General features: G+C 46.1%; 16 protein-coding genes. All 16 read right to left on the minus strand.

Going from position 1 to position 18,142, the window contains the following annotated elements:
• Positions 1-38 precede the first annotated feature (38 nt).
• Positions 39-953 (minus strand): UDP-3-O-acyl-N-acetylglucosamine deacetylase, encoded by a 915-nt coding sequence (gene lpxC, locus FM019_RS08780; protein ID WP_143835546.1) that lies wholly within the window; start codon positions 951-953, stop codon positions 39-41.
• Between the two features lie 259 nt (positions 954-1,212).
• On the minus strand, positions 1,213-2,373 hold the full coding sequence (gene ftsZ / locus FM019_RS08785; RefSeq protein ID WP_143835547.1) for a cell division protein FtsZ: 1,161 nt from the start codon (positions 2,371-2,373) through the stop codon (positions 1,213-1,215).
• Between the two features lie 84 nt (positions 2,374-2,457).
• Positions 2,458-3,687: a cell division protein FtsA gene (ftsA, locus tag FM019_RS08790; RefSeq protein WP_143835548.1), complete on the minus strand. Its 1,230-nt coding sequence runs from the start codon at positions 3,685-3,687 to the stop codon at positions 2,458-2,460.
• Positions 3,688-3,708: 21 nt separating this feature from the next.
• Positions 3,709-4,455 (minus strand): cell division protein FtsQ/DivIB, encoded by a 747-nt coding sequence (locus tag FM019_RS08795; protein WP_143835549.1) that lies wholly within the window; start codon positions 4,453-4,455, stop codon positions 3,709-3,711.
• A gap of 2 nt (positions 4,456-4,457) precedes the next feature.
• On the minus strand, positions 4,458-5,402 hold the full coding sequence (locus FM019_RS08800) for a D-alanine--D-alanine ligase (protein ID WP_143835550.1): 945 nt from the start codon (positions 5,400-5,402) through the stop codon (positions 4,458-4,460).
• Complete coding sequence (gene murC / locus FM019_RS08805) at positions 5,399-6,853, minus strand: UDP-N-acetylmuramate--L-alanine ligase (protein ID WP_143835551.1); 1,455 nt, start codon at positions 6,851-6,853, stop codon at positions 5,399-5,401. Before murC ends, FM019_RS08800 begins: the two co-directional genes overlap by 4 nt.
• Positions 6,850-7,932 carry an undecaprenyldiphospho-muramoylpentapeptide beta-N-acetylglucosaminyltransferase gene (murG, locus tag FM019_RS08810; RefSeq protein WP_143835552.1) on the minus strand — a complete coding sequence of 361 codons (1,083 nt, stop codon included), beginning with the start codon at positions 7,930-7,932 and terminating at the stop codon, positions 6,850-6,852. Before murG ends, murC begins: the two co-directional genes overlap by 4 nt.
• The gene (ftsW, locus tag FM019_RS08815; protein ID WP_143835553.1) at positions 7,925-9,271 is read right to left on the minus strand and encodes a cell division protein FtsW; all 1,347 of its coding nucleotides are present in this window, start codon (positions 9,269-9,271) and stop codon (positions 7,925-7,927) included. The genes murG and ftsW overlap by 8 nt, the downstream gene beginning before the upstream one ends.
• Positions 9,268-10,641, minus strand: coding sequence for a UDP-N-acetylmuramoyl-L-alanine--D-glutamate ligase (murD, locus tag FM019_RS08820; protein WP_260681574.1), 1,374 nt, complete (start codon positions 10,639-10,641; stop codon positions 9,268-9,270). Before murD ends, ftsW begins: the two co-directional genes overlap by 4 nt.
• Positions 10,584-11,666 carry a phospho-N-acetylmuramoyl-pentapeptide-transferase gene (gene mraY, locus FM019_RS08825; RefSeq protein WP_143835554.1) on the minus strand — a complete coding sequence of 361 codons (1,083 nt, stop codon included), beginning with the start codon at positions 11,664-11,666 and terminating at the stop codon, positions 10,584-10,586. The genes murD and mraY overlap by 58 nt, the downstream gene beginning before the upstream one ends.
• Positions 11,660-13,051, minus strand: coding sequence for a UDP-N-acetylmuramoyl-tripeptide--D-alanyl-D-alanine ligase (gene murF / locus FM019_RS08830; RefSeq protein WP_143835555.1), 1,392 nt, complete (start codon positions 13,049-13,051; stop codon positions 11,660-11,662). The genes mraY and murF overlap by 7 nt, the downstream gene beginning before the upstream one ends.
• Entirely contained in the window at positions 13,051-14,574 is a 1,524-nt protein-coding gene (gene murE / locus FM019_RS08835) for a UDP-N-acetylmuramoyl-L-alanyl-D-glutamate--2,6-diaminopimelate ligase (protein WP_143835556.1), read from the minus strand. The genes murF and murE overlap by 1 nt, the downstream gene beginning before the upstream one ends.
• A 1-nt stretch (position 14,575) precedes the next feature.
• Positions 14,576-16,312: a penicillin-binding transpeptidase domain-containing protein gene (locus FM019_RS08840; protein ID WP_143835557.1), complete on the minus strand. Its 1,737-nt coding sequence runs from the start codon at positions 16,310-16,312 to the stop codon at positions 14,576-14,578.
• A complete protein-coding gene (gene ftsL, locus FM019_RS08845) occupies positions 16,309-16,629 on the minus strand; it encodes a cell division protein FtsL (protein ID WP_143835558.1) in 321 nt (106 codons plus the stop codon). Before ftsL ends, FM019_RS08840 begins: the two co-directional genes overlap by 4 nt.
• A complete protein-coding gene (gene rsmH, locus FM019_RS08850; protein ID WP_143835798.1) occupies positions 16,626-17,579 on the minus strand; it encodes a 16S rRNA (cytosine(1402)-N(4))-methyltransferase RsmH in 954 nt (317 codons plus the stop codon). The genes ftsL and rsmH overlap by 4 nt, the downstream gene beginning before the upstream one ends.
• Positions 17,579-18,037: a division/cell wall cluster transcriptional repressor MraZ gene (gene mraZ, locus FM019_RS08855; RefSeq protein ID WP_143835799.1), complete on the minus strand. Its 459-nt coding sequence runs from the start codon at positions 18,035-18,037 to the stop codon at positions 17,579-17,581. Before mraZ ends, rsmH begins: the two co-directional genes overlap by 1 nt.
• Positions 18,038-18,142 lie beyond the last annotated feature (105 nt).

Consider the following 18,142-nt stretch of genomic DNA (forward strand, 5'->3'; position numbering starts at 1 on the left):
AAAAATGCCGCACAAAGCGGCATTTAGAAAATCATAATTTAGTTAGCAAGTACCGGCGAAGCGAAATGAATTGGGACTTCATCCTGAGATTCGTAGCTTACGTACTCCCAGCAGCTTTGGTCTTGCAACATAGCATTTAGTAATTTGTTATTCAGCCCGTGACCAGATTTGTAGGCACGCAACTCGCCGACGATACTATGACCGCCTAGATACAAATCGCCCACGGCATCCAAAATCTTATGCTTAAGGAATTCGTCGTCATAACGAAGCCCTTCCGGGTTCAAAACACGATACTCATCAAGTGCAACGGCGTTTGACATGCTGCCACCTAATGCCAGATTATTCGCATTCATGTATTCAAGGTCTCGCATGAAACCAAAGGTTCTTGCGCGACTAACCTTATCTACATAAGAGGTGGCGTCAAAGTCCATCACAACATGTTGGCGTGTTTGACTGATAACCGGGTGTTCAAAATCAATTTTAAAGTCAACACGAAAGCCATCGTACGGGTGAAACTCAGCCCATTTGTCGCCTTCTTCAACGCGGATGGGTTTAGTAATTCGAATAAATTTTTTGGCCGCATTCAGCTCTTCAATACCGGCAGATTGCAACAAGAAAATGAATGGACTCGCGCTGCCATCCATAATTGGTAGTTCGTTGCTGTCTACTTCAACAATAATGTTGTCAATGCCCAGACCCGCTAGCGCTGAGGCCAAATGTTCAACAGTGAAAATAGACACGCCGTCTTCATTACTTAAGCACGTGCATAACACTGTGTCGCCAACAGCATTTGCTTTAGCAGGGATATCCACGTGAGGCTCAAGGTCTATGCGGCGAAATACAATACCTGTATTCGCCGGCGCAGGCCGGAGAGTCATGGTGACCTTTTCACCTTTGTGCAGACCAATCCCTGTTTCTTGCACAGCATGTTTTATTGTGCGTTGCTTAATCATTTAACAGTATGCCTATTCTAATCGCTCTAGCGAAAAAACGGCGCATAGTATACTGACTAACTGGTCCAATGTCAAAAAACTGTAACATGGCCCAATGTTTGCAAAATTGACGATTACGTCAAACCGGCAAATAACATCGTCGCTACCGAGTTAGTGCCTACAAACAATTCAGCGATACAACCGCTATTCCACTCCCAAAATTTTCCGGCTTCAACATCCTAAGACAGCAGCTTAGCCTGGAAATTCAATCTATATCGAATTAGTCAGCTTGCTTTCGCAAAAACGCCGGAATATCCAAGTACTCACAATTGAGTTCTTCTTTTTCTTCCATTGCGACCGCTTTGTTCATATCAGTCGCTGCATTACCCACTCGATCGCCGGCTTCTGGTTGCAATTTGAAATTCTTGGCTTCAGCTGAAACACGAGAACCTTGGCTGCTGACCAATGAAATGTCTGGTTTGCGCTCTGCACCAATTCCCGTTGCAACTACGGTCACGCGCAATTCGTCAGTCATTTCCATATCAATAACTGTACCCACGACCACAGTAGCGTTTTCAGACGCAAAGGCTTTAACAGCGTTACCGACAGTTTCAAATTCGTCGATAGCGAAATCTGGTCCAGCAGTAATATTGACCAAAATACCGCGCGCACCAGATAAATCGATATCTTCGAGTAACGGACAAGCGATCGCCGCTTCAGAGGCTTCTTCAGCACGATCTTCACCTGACGCTGAACCGCTTCCCATCATGGCTGTGCCCATTTCAGACATCACCGTTTTTACGTCGGCGAAGTCAACGTTGATCAATCCTGGACGAGTGATCAATTCAGCAATTCCCTGAACGGCACCGCGAAGGACATCGTTCGCTGCGCTGAACGCTTGCAGTAATGGAGTTCCACGTCCCATAACTTTCAGTAACTTTTCGTTCGGTATGGTGATCAGTGAATCGACGTATTTTGACAATTCTTCGATACCTTGGTCAGCAAATTCTGTGCGTTTTCTGCCTTCAAAAGGAAAAGGTTTAGTCACAACAGCAACCGTTAAGATACCCAACTCTTTGGCAACTTTTGCCACTTCTGGCGCGGCCCCTGTACCGGTTCCACCACCCATTCCTGCGGTAATAAATACCATGTCAGCGCCTTCCAGACTTTGTCTGATCGTTTCTCGATCCTCTTCGGCAGCCTGACGACCAATATTAGGATTGGCACCTGCACCCAGACCTTTGGTTACCCCTGAACCAATTTGTAATGTCAGGTTTGCTGATGAGCTACGTAGTACCTGAGCATCGGTATTGACAGCAATAAACTCCACACCTTCGATACTTTGCGACACCATGTGTTCGATGGCGTTTCCACCACCGCCACCAACACCAATAACTTTGATGACAGCTTCTTCGCTGTGACTATCCATTAATTCAAACATTATTATTCTCCGATTTTTGCGCGATAAAATGTGGATTTAGCGATTCCACATTCAATTTTTTAAGGTTCTGAGACATCTCCATGCTCAGAACTCCCCCTTAAACCAACTCTGAATACGATGCCAAAGTCCTTCTGCATTATTCGCTTTTTGTGCGGACTTGGACTGCAATGACTCTTTACCGTATTGCAATAAACCCACAACGGTTGCAAACGTAGCGTCATCGACGTATTCAGATAAACCTTTCACTCCAATTGGAGCACCGACTCGCACTGGCATTTGGAATAGCTCTTCAGCAAATTCCACGGCACCTTCCATTTTGGCAGAGCCGCCAGTGAGTACGATTCCTGCAGCAATTTGCTCTTCGAGCCCGCTGCTTTTGATCTCTTCTAGGATCAATTCAAACAATTCTTGATAACGAGGTTCTATTACCTCAGCCAATGTGTGTCTGGACATGACACGAGCCGGTCTACCGCCCACACTTGGCACTTGTATTTGTTCTTCCATGCTAACCATGTCGCGTAATGCACATGCATAGTTGATCTTGATATCTTCAGCATGGTTAATTGGTGTTCTAAATATTTTGGCTATGTCGCTAGTAATTTGATTTCCCGCAACAGGAATTACCGCCGTATGGCGAATCGCTCCGTCGGAATAAATCACCATGTCGATAGTGCCACCACCGATGTCGACGACACATACACCGAGTTCTTTTTCATCTTCGGTTAAGACAGCATAACTTGACGCCAATGCTGAAAAGATCATCTGATCGGCGTTAAGTTCACAACGTTCAATACATTTCACCAAATTTTTGGCCATATCGTCCGCACAAGTGATGATATGCGCCTTGGCTTCCATTCGTACGCCTGACATACCAACAGGGTTTTTGATCCCCTCTTGCACATCAATGGTGTATTCCTGAGGCAGCACATGTAAGAGCCTACGTTCCAGCGCAATAGGAACCGAACGCGCTGCATGAACCACATTGTCTACATCGTCTGCCGTCACTTCCTGGTTATTGATCGGCACCATGCCACTCTCATTTTGGCATTTAACATGTCTACCAGAAATCGACATAAAGACAGACGACACTCGGCAATCAGCCATGAGTTCCATTTCGCCTACAGCACGTTGCACTGACTGAACCAATAGGTTGAGATCATTTACTCCGCCTTTGTCCATGCCCTTTGATGAGTGTGTGCCAACACCAACAACACTAATATCGCCATCGTCTAGCACTTCTGCTACGACAGCTTTTACTTTGCTGGTGCCTAGATCTAAGCCAACAATCAGGTTACGTTCTGCTACCTTAGACATTCAGTTCTCTTCTCACGTTAATTAACTCTCTTGCTCTTGTTCAGTTAACTGTTTCCAACCTACTGCTAAGCCGGTGTCATAGCGTAAATCTACATATTCAATTTGTTTATCTTGTTGTTTCAACAATGGATAGACATCAACAAATCGTTGCAATCTATCGACAAACTCTGAGCGGCCCAGATTTAGCTTCACGCCATTTTTAAGCCGTATATTCCAGGCAAATCGTTCACTTAAATACAGCTCTTCAATCGTCAAATTTTCACTATTTAGCAATGTCTGCATCGCACGATAGCCTTGCAATGCAGTTTTTTCACTGCCACCCGGACCGAATAAGCTGGGCAAGGCTGCATCTTCAAGTCGTGCATCAAATGCTTGGCCATATTGATTCAATAACGAATCATTGTTCCATCTGGCACTGGCTATCTCTTCAACCACATGGATGTTCAAGGTATTCGGCCAACGCTTTCTAACCGACGCACGATACACCCACGGCATGGCTTCAATTTGTTGGTGCACGCTGTCCACATCAATCTTAAAAAAGCTCTCCTTGTGACGAGCTTTTACCGATTGTTCAATCGATTCTTGTGACACATGCACCTTGTTGCCACTTACCAGTACCTTTTTAACGGGTGCTTTTTGCGCATCCTCTAACCAGTTATCTAACCACCAGCCTGCATAAAACAAACTCAGGATCACCAATATCAAAAACACCAACCCACCCATTTGATAGGTCGATAATATGTTTTTGCTGGGCGCCTGCTGTTCCATTGCTACGCATCCGCCGTCGCTAAAATGGCCAGTGACAGTTGCTCAAAACTCATTCCGGCTTGCTTGGCTGCCATTGGCACCAAACTTTTTTCCGTCATACCCGGTACCGTATTGGCTTCGAGTAAATAGAACTGTCCTTGTTCGTCTCGCATAAAGTCCACTCGCCCCCAACCTGTTGCGCCCACGGCATCGAACGCGTCTATCGCGAGGCGCCCCAACTGTGCTTCATCTTGCGCATTTAGGCCACTCGGGCAAAAGTACTCAGTACTATTTGAGTGATATTTAGCATCATAATCATAAAAGTTGTGGGGAGTTGACATACGAATAGATGGCAAAGCTTCGCCATTCAGAATCGTCACTGTGTATTCTGGACCTTGTATGAACTGCTCTAACAAGACTGTATTGTCATATTTAAAGGCGTCTTGTATGGCCGTTTCTAATTGTGCAGCGCTTGTCACTTTCGCCATGCCGATGCTTGAACCTTCCTGCGCCGGTTTGACCATGACGATGTCCCCCAAGGTTGCCATTATAACCTTGCATGATCCCGCATCAAAGCTTCTTTTCTCAGCAATTTGATATTTTGCAGTGGGCAATCCTCGCGTTTGCCAAATTTGCTTCGTTCTGACCTTATCCATTGCCAATGCAGACCCTAAAACACCACTACCCGTAAAAGGTAAATTCAATAATTGCAACGCCCCTTGCATGCTGCCGTCTTCACCACCTCGCCCATGCAGCATGATGACTGCACGGTCAAAGTCTTGGTTAATTAAATCTGTAATGGGGTGCTCTGCTGGATCAAAACCATGGGCGTCGACACCAGCGTTTTGTAACGCATTCAACACTGCATTTCCGGAGCGAAGCGAAACCTCTCGTTCGGCGGAAATGCCGCCCAAAAGTACGGCGACCTTACCGTATTGTTTTACATCCACATGGAAAACTACATTCATGCAGGCATCCCCTCGCTCAGTTTACTTTTTTCTAATTCAATGGACTGAAGATATTTGGCTATTTGGCCTATGTTTCCCGCGCCTTGGGTCATCAAAATGTCGTCATCTTTGAGTGTTTCCGCGAGGAGTTTGGGCAATTCTTCTTTGCTTGCCACATATATGGGTTCAAGTTGGCCACGTTGTCTGATGGAGCGGCACAACGATTTGCTGTCTGCGCCTTCGATAGGCGCTTCACCAGCGCTGTAGACTTCTAGTAATAGCAATACGTCGACTTGCGATAATACACGGACAAAATCCTCGTAAAGATCACGGGTTCGGGTAAAGCGGTGAGGTTGATAAGCCATCACAATGCGATTTTCCGGCCAGTTATTCCTAGCCACCGCGATAGTTGCTTCAACTTCGGTTGGATGATGACCATAATCGTCAACTAAGGTGACGACACCTTCACCGGTGTCGAACTCACCTAATTGCTCAAACCTTCGGCCAATGCCACCAAAGGCTGCTAACGCGTCAACTATCGCCTGATCTTCTACTCCCTCGTCGGTTGCAACAGCAATAGCAGCAAGGGCGTTAAGTACATTGTGTTTTCCGGCAATATTGAGGCTGATGTGCAGTTCAGGTTTGCCTTCACGTAAAGCGGTGAACTGGCTTTGATTAAATCCAAATTCAATATCTATGGCTCGCACATCCGCTTGTTCACTTAGACCATAAGTCACAATCTTCCTGCCGATACGCGGCACAAGTTCTTGGATCACCGGATCGTCAATACAAACCACGGCTAAGCCATAGAACGGAAGATTGTGTAAAAAATCTAAGTAGGTATCTTGCATGCGTGCAAAATCACCGTCATAGGTGTCCATATGATCCGGTTCAATGTTGGTGACAATCGAGACCATAGGCTGCAGGTGCACAAAAGATGCATCGCTTTCATCGGCTTCAGCAATTAAATATCTGCTACTGCCCAATTTGGCGTTAGTCCCTGCACTGTTTAGCAATCCACCAATAACAAAGGTGGGATCCAATTCACCTTGCGCAAAAATAGTCGCTAATAAACTGGTGGTAGTCGTTTTACCGTGAGTGCCAGCAACCGCGATACCATGCCTAAAGCGCATAAGCTCAGCTAGCATTTCGGCCCGACGAATAACCGGAATTCTGGCCTCTTTAGCGGCAATAATCTCAGGATTACTGTGATCGATAGCACTCGACACCACGACGACGTTCGCATTAACAATATTGCTGGCTTGATGACCAATGTAAATCAGCGCACCCTTTGCTTCGAGACGCTGCGTCATGGCATTGTTTTGTTGGTCGGACCCGGAAATTTGGTAGCCTTCATTAAGTAAGACTTCGGCGATCCCACCCATACCTGCGCCACCTATACCAATGAAATGTATTTGCTTTATCCTGCGCATTTCAGGAATGTGATAATTCACTTTATCTGGACGTGTCATGCAGCCATTCCTCCCAGGTCTTCACAGATATCGGCAACGGTTTGCGTGGCTTCGGGTTTAGCCAAACTCTTCGCACGCTCGCCGATTTCACCAATTTTTTTAGGCTCAGCAAGCAATTCATTAAGTACCGGATATAAGTCACCTTGTTCTAATTTATTCTGTGGCATCAAAATCCCTGCACCTTCATCACACAGTGCTCGGGCGTTAACGGTTTGGTGGTCGTCAACTGCATGAGGTAATGGAACAAAAATCGCAGCAACACCGCTCATCGCCACTTCAGCAACAGTCAACGCACCTGCGCGACAGATGATGACATCTGCCCATCGATACGCTGCGGCCATATCGTCAATAAACTCAGTCACTTTGCAATCAACGTGCTCACCAATTTGCTGTTGGTACGATTGTTTAACTTCTTCTTGATTACCTTTACCTGTCTGATGCCACACAGAAAACGCGTCAAGTTTAGCGAGTGCAGAAGGCACATATTCATTAAGCACTTTTGCCCCTAATGACCCACCAACAATTAAAATATGCCGTGTGTTTCTTTGCAGAGTAGATACCGACTGATCCGCAAATTCAGGTCTTACCGGATTACCTACCCAAAGATATTTATGCGTATCGGTATTTTTACCAAAGGCGTGATCAAAGCCCATAAGCACTTTAGACGCCACTTTAGCCAGCACTTTGTTAGTGACTCCAGGTAATGCGTTTTGCTCATGGACCGCCAATGGGATCCCTCGTAACCACGCAGCGATGCCACCAGGACCACTAGCAAATCCCCCCATTCCTAACACAACATCAGGTTGGATCTTTTTGATTACTGCGTTGGCTTGAGCAACAGCTCTTAGCAATTGAAATGGTGCTTTTAATTTGCGCAGCAAACCATTTCCACGCACACCTGCGACATCTACAAAGCTGATATCAAACCCGGCTTTGGGCACAATTTCAGCTTCCATTCTTGCTGACGTACCTAACCAATGGATATTCCAATTGCGACGTTTCAATTCATTCGCCACGGCAATGCCTGGAAAAACGTGCCCGCCTGTACCACCGGCCATAATCAAAATCGTTTTACCCATAGCTGACCTCGCTTTGACCAAGAGGGTCGCTGCTCTTTTCGTCTCTACTTTTTTGGGTTTGTATATCGTCAATCAGCTTTTTCACTTTCGATTTAGCTTTTTTGTTCGCTGGCTTTTTCTTCGAGCCTTTGCTCATGGCTTGTACACCATCAACACGGATTTCAAAATCAATTCGCAACAAGATGGCCACCGCAACGGACATCACAATCAAACTCGAACCACCGTAACTCACTAGTGGCAGTGTCAGTCCTTTAGTTGGCAAAATTCCTGCACTGGCACCGACATTAACCGCGGTTTGGAAGCTAAACCAAATACCAATTGCATAGGCGAGATAGGCATCAAAAGGACGTTCATTGGCAATGGCTTTATTACCCAATTGAAGCGCTTTAAAAACCAAGAAAAATAGAATTGCCAGGACTACTGCAACACCAACAAAACCAAATTCTTCCGCTAATATTGCCACGATAAAGTCGGTATGTGCTTCAGGTAAATATTCTAGTTTTTGCAAACTATTGCCTAACCCCTGACCAAACCAATCTCCGCGGCCAAAGGCCATCAATGACTGGGTTAATTGATACCCTTTGCCGAAGGGGTCGGCCCAGGGATCCCAAAATGAAGTCATACGCGCAATTCGATAACCTTCTAACAAAATCAAGGCTGTAATAGCCGCCAATCCGGTGATCACCAAACCAAAAAATTGCCAAAGTTTTGCACCGGCTAAAAAGAGTAAACCAATGGTCGTAGCAAACATTACGACAACAGTACCTAAATCTGGTTGCATCAGGAGCAGCAGCGCCAAGACAAAAAACACGATCAAGGGCTTAATAAAGCCTTTTAGGTTTTCAGTGACTTCTTCGTATCGACGGACTAAATAGCCAGCCAAGTAGCAGAAGAAAAACAGTTTGGCGATTTCAGCAACTTGAATGGTGATGGGGCCCAGCGACAACCAACGGCGGCTGCCATTTACGGTTTTACCGATAAACAACACCAAAATAAGTAGAACTACTGCACTGAGCAATAACCACGGATTGCTTTTTCGCCACCACTGCATCGGAATTTGCATGACAATAAACGCAGCTACCACAGCCAGGCATAAATAAATACTGTGGCGAATCGCGAAATAAAAAGGTGCGCCTTTCATTTGCTCGGCAACCGGCATTGATGCAGATGTCACTATTACTAATCCGATAGCCATCAACGCCAGACTTAGCAAAATGAGATTCACATCAAAAGGAAGATTGGCCGCGCTGTCACCGTCAAAGCGCTGGGCGAACATTCTTCGCAATGTAGAATCTTTGTTGTGGTTATTTTGCTTGTCAGTTTTCACAACGTTACTCATGATGCGATCTCCAACAAAGCTTGTTTGAAGGTGTCGCCACGTTGCTGATAGTTGTCAAACATATCGATACTTGCGCAAGCGGGTGACAAGAGCACAGTGTCACCAGATTGAGCCAGCGAATAAGCAAGCTTTACCGCTTCTTTTAAATCACTGACTTCCACGCTGCCAGGTTTCAACGCAGCAATTTGCCTTCCATCTTTGCCTAAAGTAATCAGCAAGTCGACGGCCGACAGCAACAAGGGCTGCAACTCGGAAAAATCTGCATTTTTTCCATCGCCGCCAGCGATTAAAACTAATTTGCCCGACTTTTTATCAACCAGGCTTTCGATTGCCGCAATGGTAGCGCCAACATTTGTAGCTTTAGAATCGTTTATCCAAGTCACATTTTTTGGCTGACCAACGAATTCAAATCGATGTGCTAACCCTTTAAAGGCATGAATCGCGTCTCGCAAAGCTGCGGTATCGAGTTGCAAATGTTCAACACACGCCAATGCAGCCTGAATATTAAGCATGTTGTGAAGACCCTTAATACCGCACGCATGCTGTTCGATAAAACGTTCTCCACGGTGCAATATTGCATCCATGTTAAGGTCATATTGCCAGCCTTTTTGCGTTGTACTTAATCCAAAACTTTGTTCTTCATCAAACACTTCTGGCCAAGTTAATTTGTCATCTCTGTTGGCAATTTTATGTTTAGCATTTAAGTAAATTCTGCTTTTTGCTTGTACATAGGCGTCCAATTTAAGATGCCGGTCCAAGTGGTCTTCACTGATGTTCAAAATCGTCGCACATACTGGCGCGAGAGACGACAACGTTTCCAATTGAAAGCTGGATAGCTCTAAAACCAGAAAATCCGCTTCTATATCCACTAAATCCAATACAGGTGTGCCGATATTACCGCCCATCACAGCGTTTTTACCGGCACTGTTAAGCATATCGGTAACTAAGCTGGTGACCGTTGACTTGCCGTTTGAGCCAGTAATTGCAATCACAGGAATCGTATTGACCCGAGCAAATAGCTCAACGTCGCCTATCACGTCAACACCACACTTTTTAGCCTGTTGAATCTCGTTGACGTTTGGATTTACTCCAGGGCTTAAAACAATCATGTTAGCCCGACTTAGCACCTCTGCGTCCAATCTCCCAACAATACCTCGAGTGTTCGCGGGAATGGAGGCATTAGGGTTGCTATCCATAACGGAGACAATTGCACCCTGTTGTTGTAAAAATCGCACACATGAGCGACCGGTCAGTCCAAGACCGACGACGACCACATGTTGATTTTTAACGTCCAACGAATGCATAAATTTGTCTACCTCAATTTCAGGGTCGCAAGACCAATCAGCACCAGGATCAGTGAAATGATCCAAAATCGCACTATGACACGGGGCTCTGGCCAACCTTTTAATTCATAATGATGATGAATAGGCGCCATTCTAAAAATTCGCTGGCCTCGCAGTTTGTATGAGCCAACCTGCAGGATCACAGACAGAGTTTCAATGACGAACACTCCCCCCATAATGATCAATACAATTTCCTGGCGCACTAAAACCGCCATAATGCCGAGTGTTCCGCCAAGTGCCAATGAGCCTACATCGCCCATAAAGACTTGCGCCGGATAGGTGTTAAACCACAAAAATCCTAACCCAGCACCAACGATGGCGGTGCTCACGATGACAAGTTCACTGGTTAGCGGAATGTAAGGAATATTCAAGTATGCTGAGAAGTTAATGTTACCGGTGGCATAGGCAAAAATCGCCAATGCACCAGCAACTAGAATAGTGGGTACAATTGCCAGGCCATCTAAGCCATCTGTAAGATTAACCGCGTTGCTGGTGCCTACTACCGTAAAATAGACCACAACCATAAAGAAAAGTCCGAGTTGCGGCATGACCTCTTTGAAAAAGGGCACGAGTAATGCGGTTTCTGCGGGGTCCTGACGGTAAGCATAAAGATATACCGCAACACCAATAGCGATAACCGACTGCCAAAAATATTTCCATTTAGCGATTAAGCCTTTGGGATCCTTCCTAATCACTTTACGGTAGTCATCAATAAAACCGATTGCGCCATACCCTACAACGACAGACAACACCACCCAAACATAGCGATTACTCAGGTCTGCCCACAGCAAAGCACTGGTCAAAATTGCCGCTAGTATCAACAACCCACCCATAGTCGGCGTTCCAGATTTGGACAGGTGACTTTGCGGCCCGTCATCTCTAACGGTTTGGCCAATCTGCAAGCGCTGCAACCAGCGGATCATTGCCGGTCCAATTAATACCGCCATCAATAAGGCTGTCAACGTGCTAAGGATCGCTCGCAGGGTTAGGTACGAAAATACATTAAACCCTGCATCAAATTGTTGCAGCCACTCGGCCAGCCAAATTAACATGCAATGCGCTCCCGGTGGCGTTCAAACTTTCCCACGGGTGATTCCTCAAGGGCTTTCACCACTTTTTCCATTCGCGCGCTACGAGAACCTTTTACAAGAATAGTGATGTCACGTTGTTCACGAGCCAGGCGATCATTCACGTATGCCACTAAGTTATTCATGTCACTGAAGTGTTTGCCACCAAAAGCATCACTTGCTGACTGGCTCAGCACGCCCAACGTTAACAAATTATCAATTCCCTTCGATTTAGCGTGTTCGCCAACTAGCTCATGGTAGTAGCGAGCCTTTTCACCCAATTCTCCCATGTCGCCCAGTATTAACAGACGATAGCCACTAAAACTGCTCAGCAGATCAACCGCAGCGTTAACCGACGCTACATTGGCGTTGTAAGTATCATCTAGAATTTTCACTTGATTGGTTAACTGTTTAACCTGCAAACGACCACTGACCTGTTGCATGTTTTGCAATCCGAATTTGATATCTTCAAGGCTAGCGCCAACATTCATCGCTAACGCGGCGGCCACCAGTGAATTACTCACGTTATGTTCGCCAGGTAGCGCCAATGTCAGATGCACATTTCCTTTTGGTGTGCACAGTAAAAATTGCGCACAACCATCCAAACCTAAGGTGATATCTTTGGCATGAAATTCGGTTTCGGATTCCGTCGAAAAGCAAACTGTTTTGGAGTACTTCAGCTTGCCAGACCAAAACTGATAGAATTGACTGTCAGCATTGATAACAGCTGTGCCCTCTTCGTTTAGGCCTTTAAAGATTTCGCTTTTTGCTCTGGCAACACCCAGCAGGCTGCCAAATCCTTCTAGGTGCGCGGCGGCGGCATTGACGATAGTCGCCACATCTGGCTTTACTAAGCTTGTTGTATAAGCGATCTCACCAAGGTGATTAGCGCCCATTTCGATGACCGCAAAATCATGCTTCTCTTCTAGCCTTAACAGAGTAAGGGGTACACCAATATCATTATTGAAATTTCCTTTGGTTGCCAAAACATTGCCGATGCGTGACAAAATGGCGGCAACCATTTCTTTCACCGTAGTTTTTCCGCTACTCCCGGTAATACCTACTGTTTTTGGATTAACTTTTGATTTTACAGCGGCACCTAAAGCACCTAACGCCATTCTGGTATCTTCGACCAAAATATAAGGCAATTCAGTTTCCACGGGTTGCGAAACGATCAACGCCGCAGCTCCAGATTTTGTTGCGATATCAATGAACTTGTGACCGTCAAAGTTGGGACCAACAAGGGCGATAAATAGATCACCCTTGCCAAGTGTTCGGGTGTCAGTGCTCACGCCGGTAATATCTTGATTTTTTCCGACTAAATTTCCAGAGACGTGTTGTGCTATCCAATCAAGGGACACTGTTATCATTATAATTTCTCCAAACTTAGCTTTTTGACGTACTCACGCTCGTCATATGGCAAACTGTGTTCGCCGATGATTTGTGTAGTTTCATGACCTTTCCCCGCAACCAACACCAGGTCGCCAGGGCTGCTTTGAACAATTGCCCGTTTGATAGCGTTTTTTCTATCCAATTCAACAACAACGCCATCAGCGTTTTGCATATCTTGTAAAATGTCCGCGACAATAGAACGAGGGGCTTCAGAACGGCTGTTATCGGTTGTCACAAAGACTTTATCGCTGTTTTGCTGGGCAATTTTGCCCATCATTGGGCGTTTACCTTTATCTCGATCACCACCACATCCAAATACGCTGTATAGCGTGCCGCTGCAATGCATTCTCGCCGACACCAACGCCTGCTCTAAAGCATCTGGAGTATGGGCATAATCTACAATGATGTTGCCTCTGTCTAATGTGGCAAAAAGCTCCATGCGTCCAGCAACGGGCTTCACGTTGTGACAAGCAATGGCAAGGGCATCCAACGGATGGCCTAATACCAGTAAGCTTGCCAGAGCGGCCAGCAGGTTCGACACGTTAAAGTTACCTAACAAGGCACAATCAATCTGTGCATTTCCCCAACTAGACCGCAACATAAAGCTCAGCCCATTGCCGTGAAATGCGACGTTCTCAGCAAGGCAATATTGCCATTGTGGGTCTAATTCTTTAGACGAAAGTTGAGTCGACAATATGGTGATGTTTTGCGCATCTGAGGCGGCCTGAATCCAATTTTTTGCTTCGATATCATCCAGGTTGACAATGACTTGCTTAAGTCCAGGTTGCGTGAGCAATAGCCGTTTAGCGCGGGCGTACTCTTCCATCGTGCCATGATAATCTAGATGATCTCGCGTAAGATTTGTGAATACAGCGACATCGGTTTTTAACCCTTCTATTCTGCTTTGCACTAAGGCGTGAGAAGAGGCCTCAAGGGCAACTTGTTTAGCGTCTTGGGCGACAAACTCAGCCAACAACCGTTGCATTTGGCAAGCATCAGGTGTGGTATTGAGGGTCTTTTCTAAATCTTCAATCCGGTTGGTGTACATGCCTGCACCCAAAGTGCCAATCGAAGCGGCAGCGTCACCTAACAGATAACGTAGCTGACTGATGAGTTGTACCGTAGAAGTCTTACCATTGGTGCCTGTCACCGCAATCACATCGAGTTTTTCTGCCGGCATGCCGTAAAAGGTTGCTGCCACGTGAGAGAGCTTAGCGGCCAATTGATAAAAACTAATGATGACGGTTTGTTCGCGCATTTGCAGGTTGCCATGTTCCTTGGCGCCATCTACTTCCTGCAAGACCATGCGAGCACCAAGACTGATGGCCTGGGGAATGAAGTTTCTGCCGTCGAGATTGTGACCTTTCACTGCGACAAAAACGCTGTGAAAGCCAACTTCTCTGCTGTCTAAGACCAATTCATTGACATCGACGTCTGGTGCCTCGATAGCAAACTGCTGCAAGGTTGCTTTGATGTTTCTTGGAGGTAACAAAGAAGACATCTTATTGCCCCCCATTTTTAGCGATGGATGATACATCCCGCGCGTCAGGGGCAACGTTTAGCAACTGCAACGAAGTTGACATGATTTGCCCAAATACCGGAGCTGCTGTATCACCGCCGTAGTACAAGTCGCCCTTAGGTTCATTGATCAATACAACCACAGCGAGCTGAGGATCTGAAACCGGTGCAACACCTGCAAAAATGTTCACATACTGCTCTCCATAGCCACCTTTTACCGCTTTACGCGAAGTGCCGGTTTTTCCGGCGACTCGGTAACCAGGCACCTGTGCTTTTGTGCCAGACCCACCTTCGTCTAAAACACTTTCCATCATTTCTAGTACTTGCGTAGCATGTACTTCGCTAAGCACGCGTTCCGTCTCTTTTTGCTCATCTGACATGATAATGTTTAGTGGCTGTTTGACACCGCCGTTACCCAAAATGGCATACATTCTGGCCAATTGCATCGTCGTCACTGTCAGGCCATAGCCAAACGATAATGTAGACAATTCAAAGTCTGACCAACGGCGCTGCTCATTAAACAACCCTTGAGTTTCACCAATAAGATTGGTGCCGGTATCGCTCATTAGCCCCATGTTGTAATACATGTCTAAGAAAAACTCTTTTGGCACAGACAAGGCTAATTTGGAGGTTCCAACATTGCTCGATTTTTGAATAATGCCAGTCAGATCCAACTTGCCGTAATTTTTTGAATCTCGAACGATACTGCCACCCAGTCGTCTCCATCCAGGCGAAGTGTCCAACACCGTCGCCGCTTTCGCTGAGCCGAATTCAAGGGCACTGAGCACTGCTAAAGGTTTTACCGACGAGCCAGGTTCAAAGGTATCAGTAATGGCACGGTTACGTATCAACCTGGCTGATACACCTTTGCGATTATTGGGATTGAACGAAGGACTGTTAACCATTGCCAACACCTCTCCGGTGTTAACATCAACGACAACAGCCGAGCCCGATGTCGCGCGATAATAGTGTACGGCTGATTTTAGCTCACGAAATGCCAATGCTTGAATCCGCTGATCGATTGTCAACTGGATGTCTTGTGGCTCTTTGCCTTTTGCTTCATCGAGAACTTCAACCTGACGTCCTTTGGCGTCGCGGCGAATAGTGCGAGAGTCCGGCGTACCTGAAAGCCACTTGTCATAAAGTTTTTCAATTCCCTCGATACCTTCATCGTCGACATTGGTAAATCCAATCAAGTGAGCAGAGACCTCACCAGCAGGATAAAAGCGACGGGACTCATCTACCAGGTGAACGCCAGGGATTTTCAAGTTTTTAACGAAAGTGGCCATAGCCGGTGAAACCTGGCGTTGCAAATACACAAACTTTCTATTTTCGTCTGTAGCTTTTTTAATTAATTGATCGACATCGCGGCCAAGCACTTTCGCCAAAGCTTCCCATCGGCGAACATCGTGCAACGCATTTTTGTCAGGGTTGTTGATAGTTGGAGGGTGGGCCCAAACCGCTTTGGCTGGCACGCTAACGGCTAGTTGCTCTCCGTTTCTATCGGTTATTAGGCCGCGATAGACTTCGGAATTGAGCACTCGCAATGTTCGATTGTCACCCTCTTCAATTAGTTGATCAGGGTTGATCACTTGAATATACGCAGCTCTGACAGTCAGAACACCAAACACCATAAGAATCGCCACCACGACAACAACAAATCGCCATTGCATTAAGCTGGGTGCAATTTTTTGTTTCGCTTGTTTATTCCTGGCCGTCATTTTAAGCGCACCACCACTTCTTCTTCCGGAGACGGACGATGCATATTAAGCTGCTTCTTCATAGCCACTTCGATACGGTTGTGATCTGTCAGTGCCCCCTGTTCTAAGATCAGATGACGCCATTCGATATCCAGCTGATCTTGCTCCTGCATCAGAGCTTCCAAGGTGATTGACATCTGCCTATTGTGATGAGCACTTAGGATCACCGCAAAGGCACTTATCAATACCATTAAAAACAACAAAACCCGTATCGGATGACGGGCTAGTTCGGAGAGGATTATGGCGACCAAATTAAAATTGGTCTTTATCTGGGTCATAATTTCTCCGCCACCCTTAGCACCGAACTTCGGGCTCGCGGATTGTCGGATGTCTCCAACGAACTCGGTTTAATCGCCTTACCAACTAACTTCATCGCTCGCGTCGCATCTATCTCAGCCTGAGTGATAGCCATGCGCGCCGGAACCTGCATGCCACGGCTTTGCTCACGCATAAAGCGCTTAACTAATCTGTCCTCCAATGAATGAAAACTAATGACCGCTAAACGACCTCCAGAAGCTAAACATGAAAGCGCACCTTTTAGCCCAGTGCGTACTTCATCCAGCTCACTATTAATGTAAATACGAATCCCTTGGAATGCGCGGGTGGCTGGATGTTTGTATTTATCTTTGACCGGCACCGCCTCATCAATCAGTTTGGCAAGTTGTAAGGTCGTCGTTAGTGGACTTTCTTCGCGCGTGGTAACAATGGCATGAGCAATGCGTTTGCCAAATTTTTCTTCACCATATTCTTTAATCACCTGACTGATGTCGTCTTGATCAGCGGTTTGCAGCCATTGTGCTGCACTGATGCCTTTAGTGGTGTCCATACGCATATCCAATGGACCTTCGCGCATGAAACTAAACCCCCGCTGGGCATCATCTAACTGCGGAGATGAGACTCCCAAATCCATAAGGACACCGTTTACTTTGCCAGCTAAACCGTACTTCTGTGCGACTTCGTCAATATGCGAAAACGCGGTGTGTTCGATTTGAAAACGTGGATCAGAGGAAAAGCGTTGCGCTGCCTCAATGGCTTGTGGATCTCTGTCCAACGCTATTAGCTTGCCGTTTTGACCTAACTTATCAAGAATGTGCGCAGAATGGCCGCCACGACCGAAAGTCGCATCGATATAGATCCCATCAGGTTGAATAGCCAAAGCGTCGATGGATTCATCCAACAAGACTGATTTGTGCAGAGTTTGAGACTGCTCCAGTGCTGCATTGCTCATCACAAAGAGAAATCCTGCAGGCGCTCAGTAAGTTCAATTTGTCCTGATTTTTCGGTCTCAATATCCAAATGAACTTGTTCTTGCCAGGTTTTCGCATCCCAAATTTCAAATTTGTTCAATTGACCAACTAACATAATTTCTTTATCAAGATTGGCATGTTGACGCAAAGGAGCGGATAATAAAAAGCGACCGTTTTTGTCCATGTCGCCTTCCATTGCATAACCGAGCAAAAGCCTTTGTAGACGTCGCTCATGGGGTATCATGCTGGAAAGCTTGCTGAGTTTAAGTTCGATTTCTTCCCATTCGGGAAGTGGGTAAAGTAGCAGACAGCTTTGCTGTGTATCGATTGTGCAAACTAGTTGTCCCTGACAATCATCCAGCAACAGCTGACGGTACCGTGTTGGTATCGCCACCCTGCCTTTTACATCTAGATTGATTGCGTTAGCGCCGCGGAACATATCCCCTAGCCTTTTTAATTGTTTTGCTTTTGTTATTTTCTGATTTAGCACCAGTTTGCGACACATTTAGATCACTTTGATCCACTTTCTGCCACAATTACCCAC

The organism is Aliiglaciecola sp. M165 (assembly GCF_007197995.1).
Taxonomy (GTDB): Bacteria; Pseudomonadota; Gammaproteobacteria; order Enterobacterales; family Alteromonadaceae; genus Aliiglaciecola.

What these genes read in the sequence shown, in the direction of transcription:
- FM019_RS08800 (WP_143835550.1), bottom strand. Translation starts at nt 5,402, where the DNA reads ATGAATGTAGTTTTCCATGTGGATGTAAAACAATACGGTAAGGTCGCC.
- ftsW (WP_143835553.1), bottom strand. Translation starts at nt 9,271, where the DNA reads ATGAGTAACGTTGTGAAAACTGACAAGCAAAATAACCACAACAAAGAT.
- mraZ (WP_143835799.1), bottom strand. Translation starts at nt 18,037, where the DNA reads ATGTTCCGCGGCGCTAACGCAATCAATCTAGATGTAAAAGGCAGGGTG.
- mraY (WP_143835554.1), bottom strand. Translation starts at nt 11,666, where the DNA reads ATGTTAATTTGGCTGGCCGAGTGGCTGCAACAATTTGATGCAGGGTTT.
- murG (WP_143835552.1), bottom strand. Translation starts at nt 7,932, where the DNA reads ATGGGTAAAACGATTTTGATTATGGCCGGTGGTACAGGCGGGCACGTT.
- rsmH (WP_143835798.1), bottom strand. Translation starts at nt 17,579, where the DNA reads ATGAGCAATGCAGCACTGGAGCAGTCTCAAACTCTGCACAAATCAGTC.
- ftsA (WP_143835548.1), bottom strand. Translation starts at nt 3,687, where the DNA reads ATGTCTAAGGTAGCAGAACGTAACCTGATTGTTGGCTTAGATCTAGGC.
- FM019_RS08840 (WP_143835557.1), bottom strand. Translation starts at nt 16,312, where the DNA reads ATGACGGCCAGGAATAAACAAGCGAAACAAAAAATTGCACCCAGCTTA.
- ftsZ (WP_143835547.1), bottom strand. Translation starts at nt 2,373, where the DNA reads ATGTTTGAATTAATGGATAGTCACAGCGAAGAAGCTGTCATCAAAGTT.
- murE (WP_143835556.1), bottom strand. Translation starts at nt 14,574, where the DNA reads ATGTCTTCTTTGTTACCTCCAAGAAACATCAAAGCAACCTTGCAGCAG.
- lpxC (WP_143835546.1), bottom strand. Translation starts at nt 953, where the DNA reads ATGATTAAGCAACGCACAATAAAACATGCTGTGCAAGAAACAGGGATT.
- ftsL (WP_143835558.1), bottom strand. Translation starts at nt 16,629, where the DNA reads ATGACCCAGATAAAGACCAATTTTAATTTGGTCGCCATAATCCTCTCC.
- FM019_RS08795 (WP_143835549.1), bottom strand. Translation starts at nt 4,455, where the DNA reads ATGGAACAGCAGGCGCCCAGCAAAAACATATTATCGACCTATCAAATG.
- murC (WP_143835551.1), bottom strand. Translation starts at nt 6,853, where the DNA reads ATGACACGTCCAGATAAAGTGAATTATCACATTCCTGAAATGCGCAGG.
- murF (WP_143835555.1), bottom strand. Translation starts at nt 13,051, where the DNA reads ATGATAACAGTGTCCCTTGATTGGATAGCACAACACGTCTCTGGAAAT.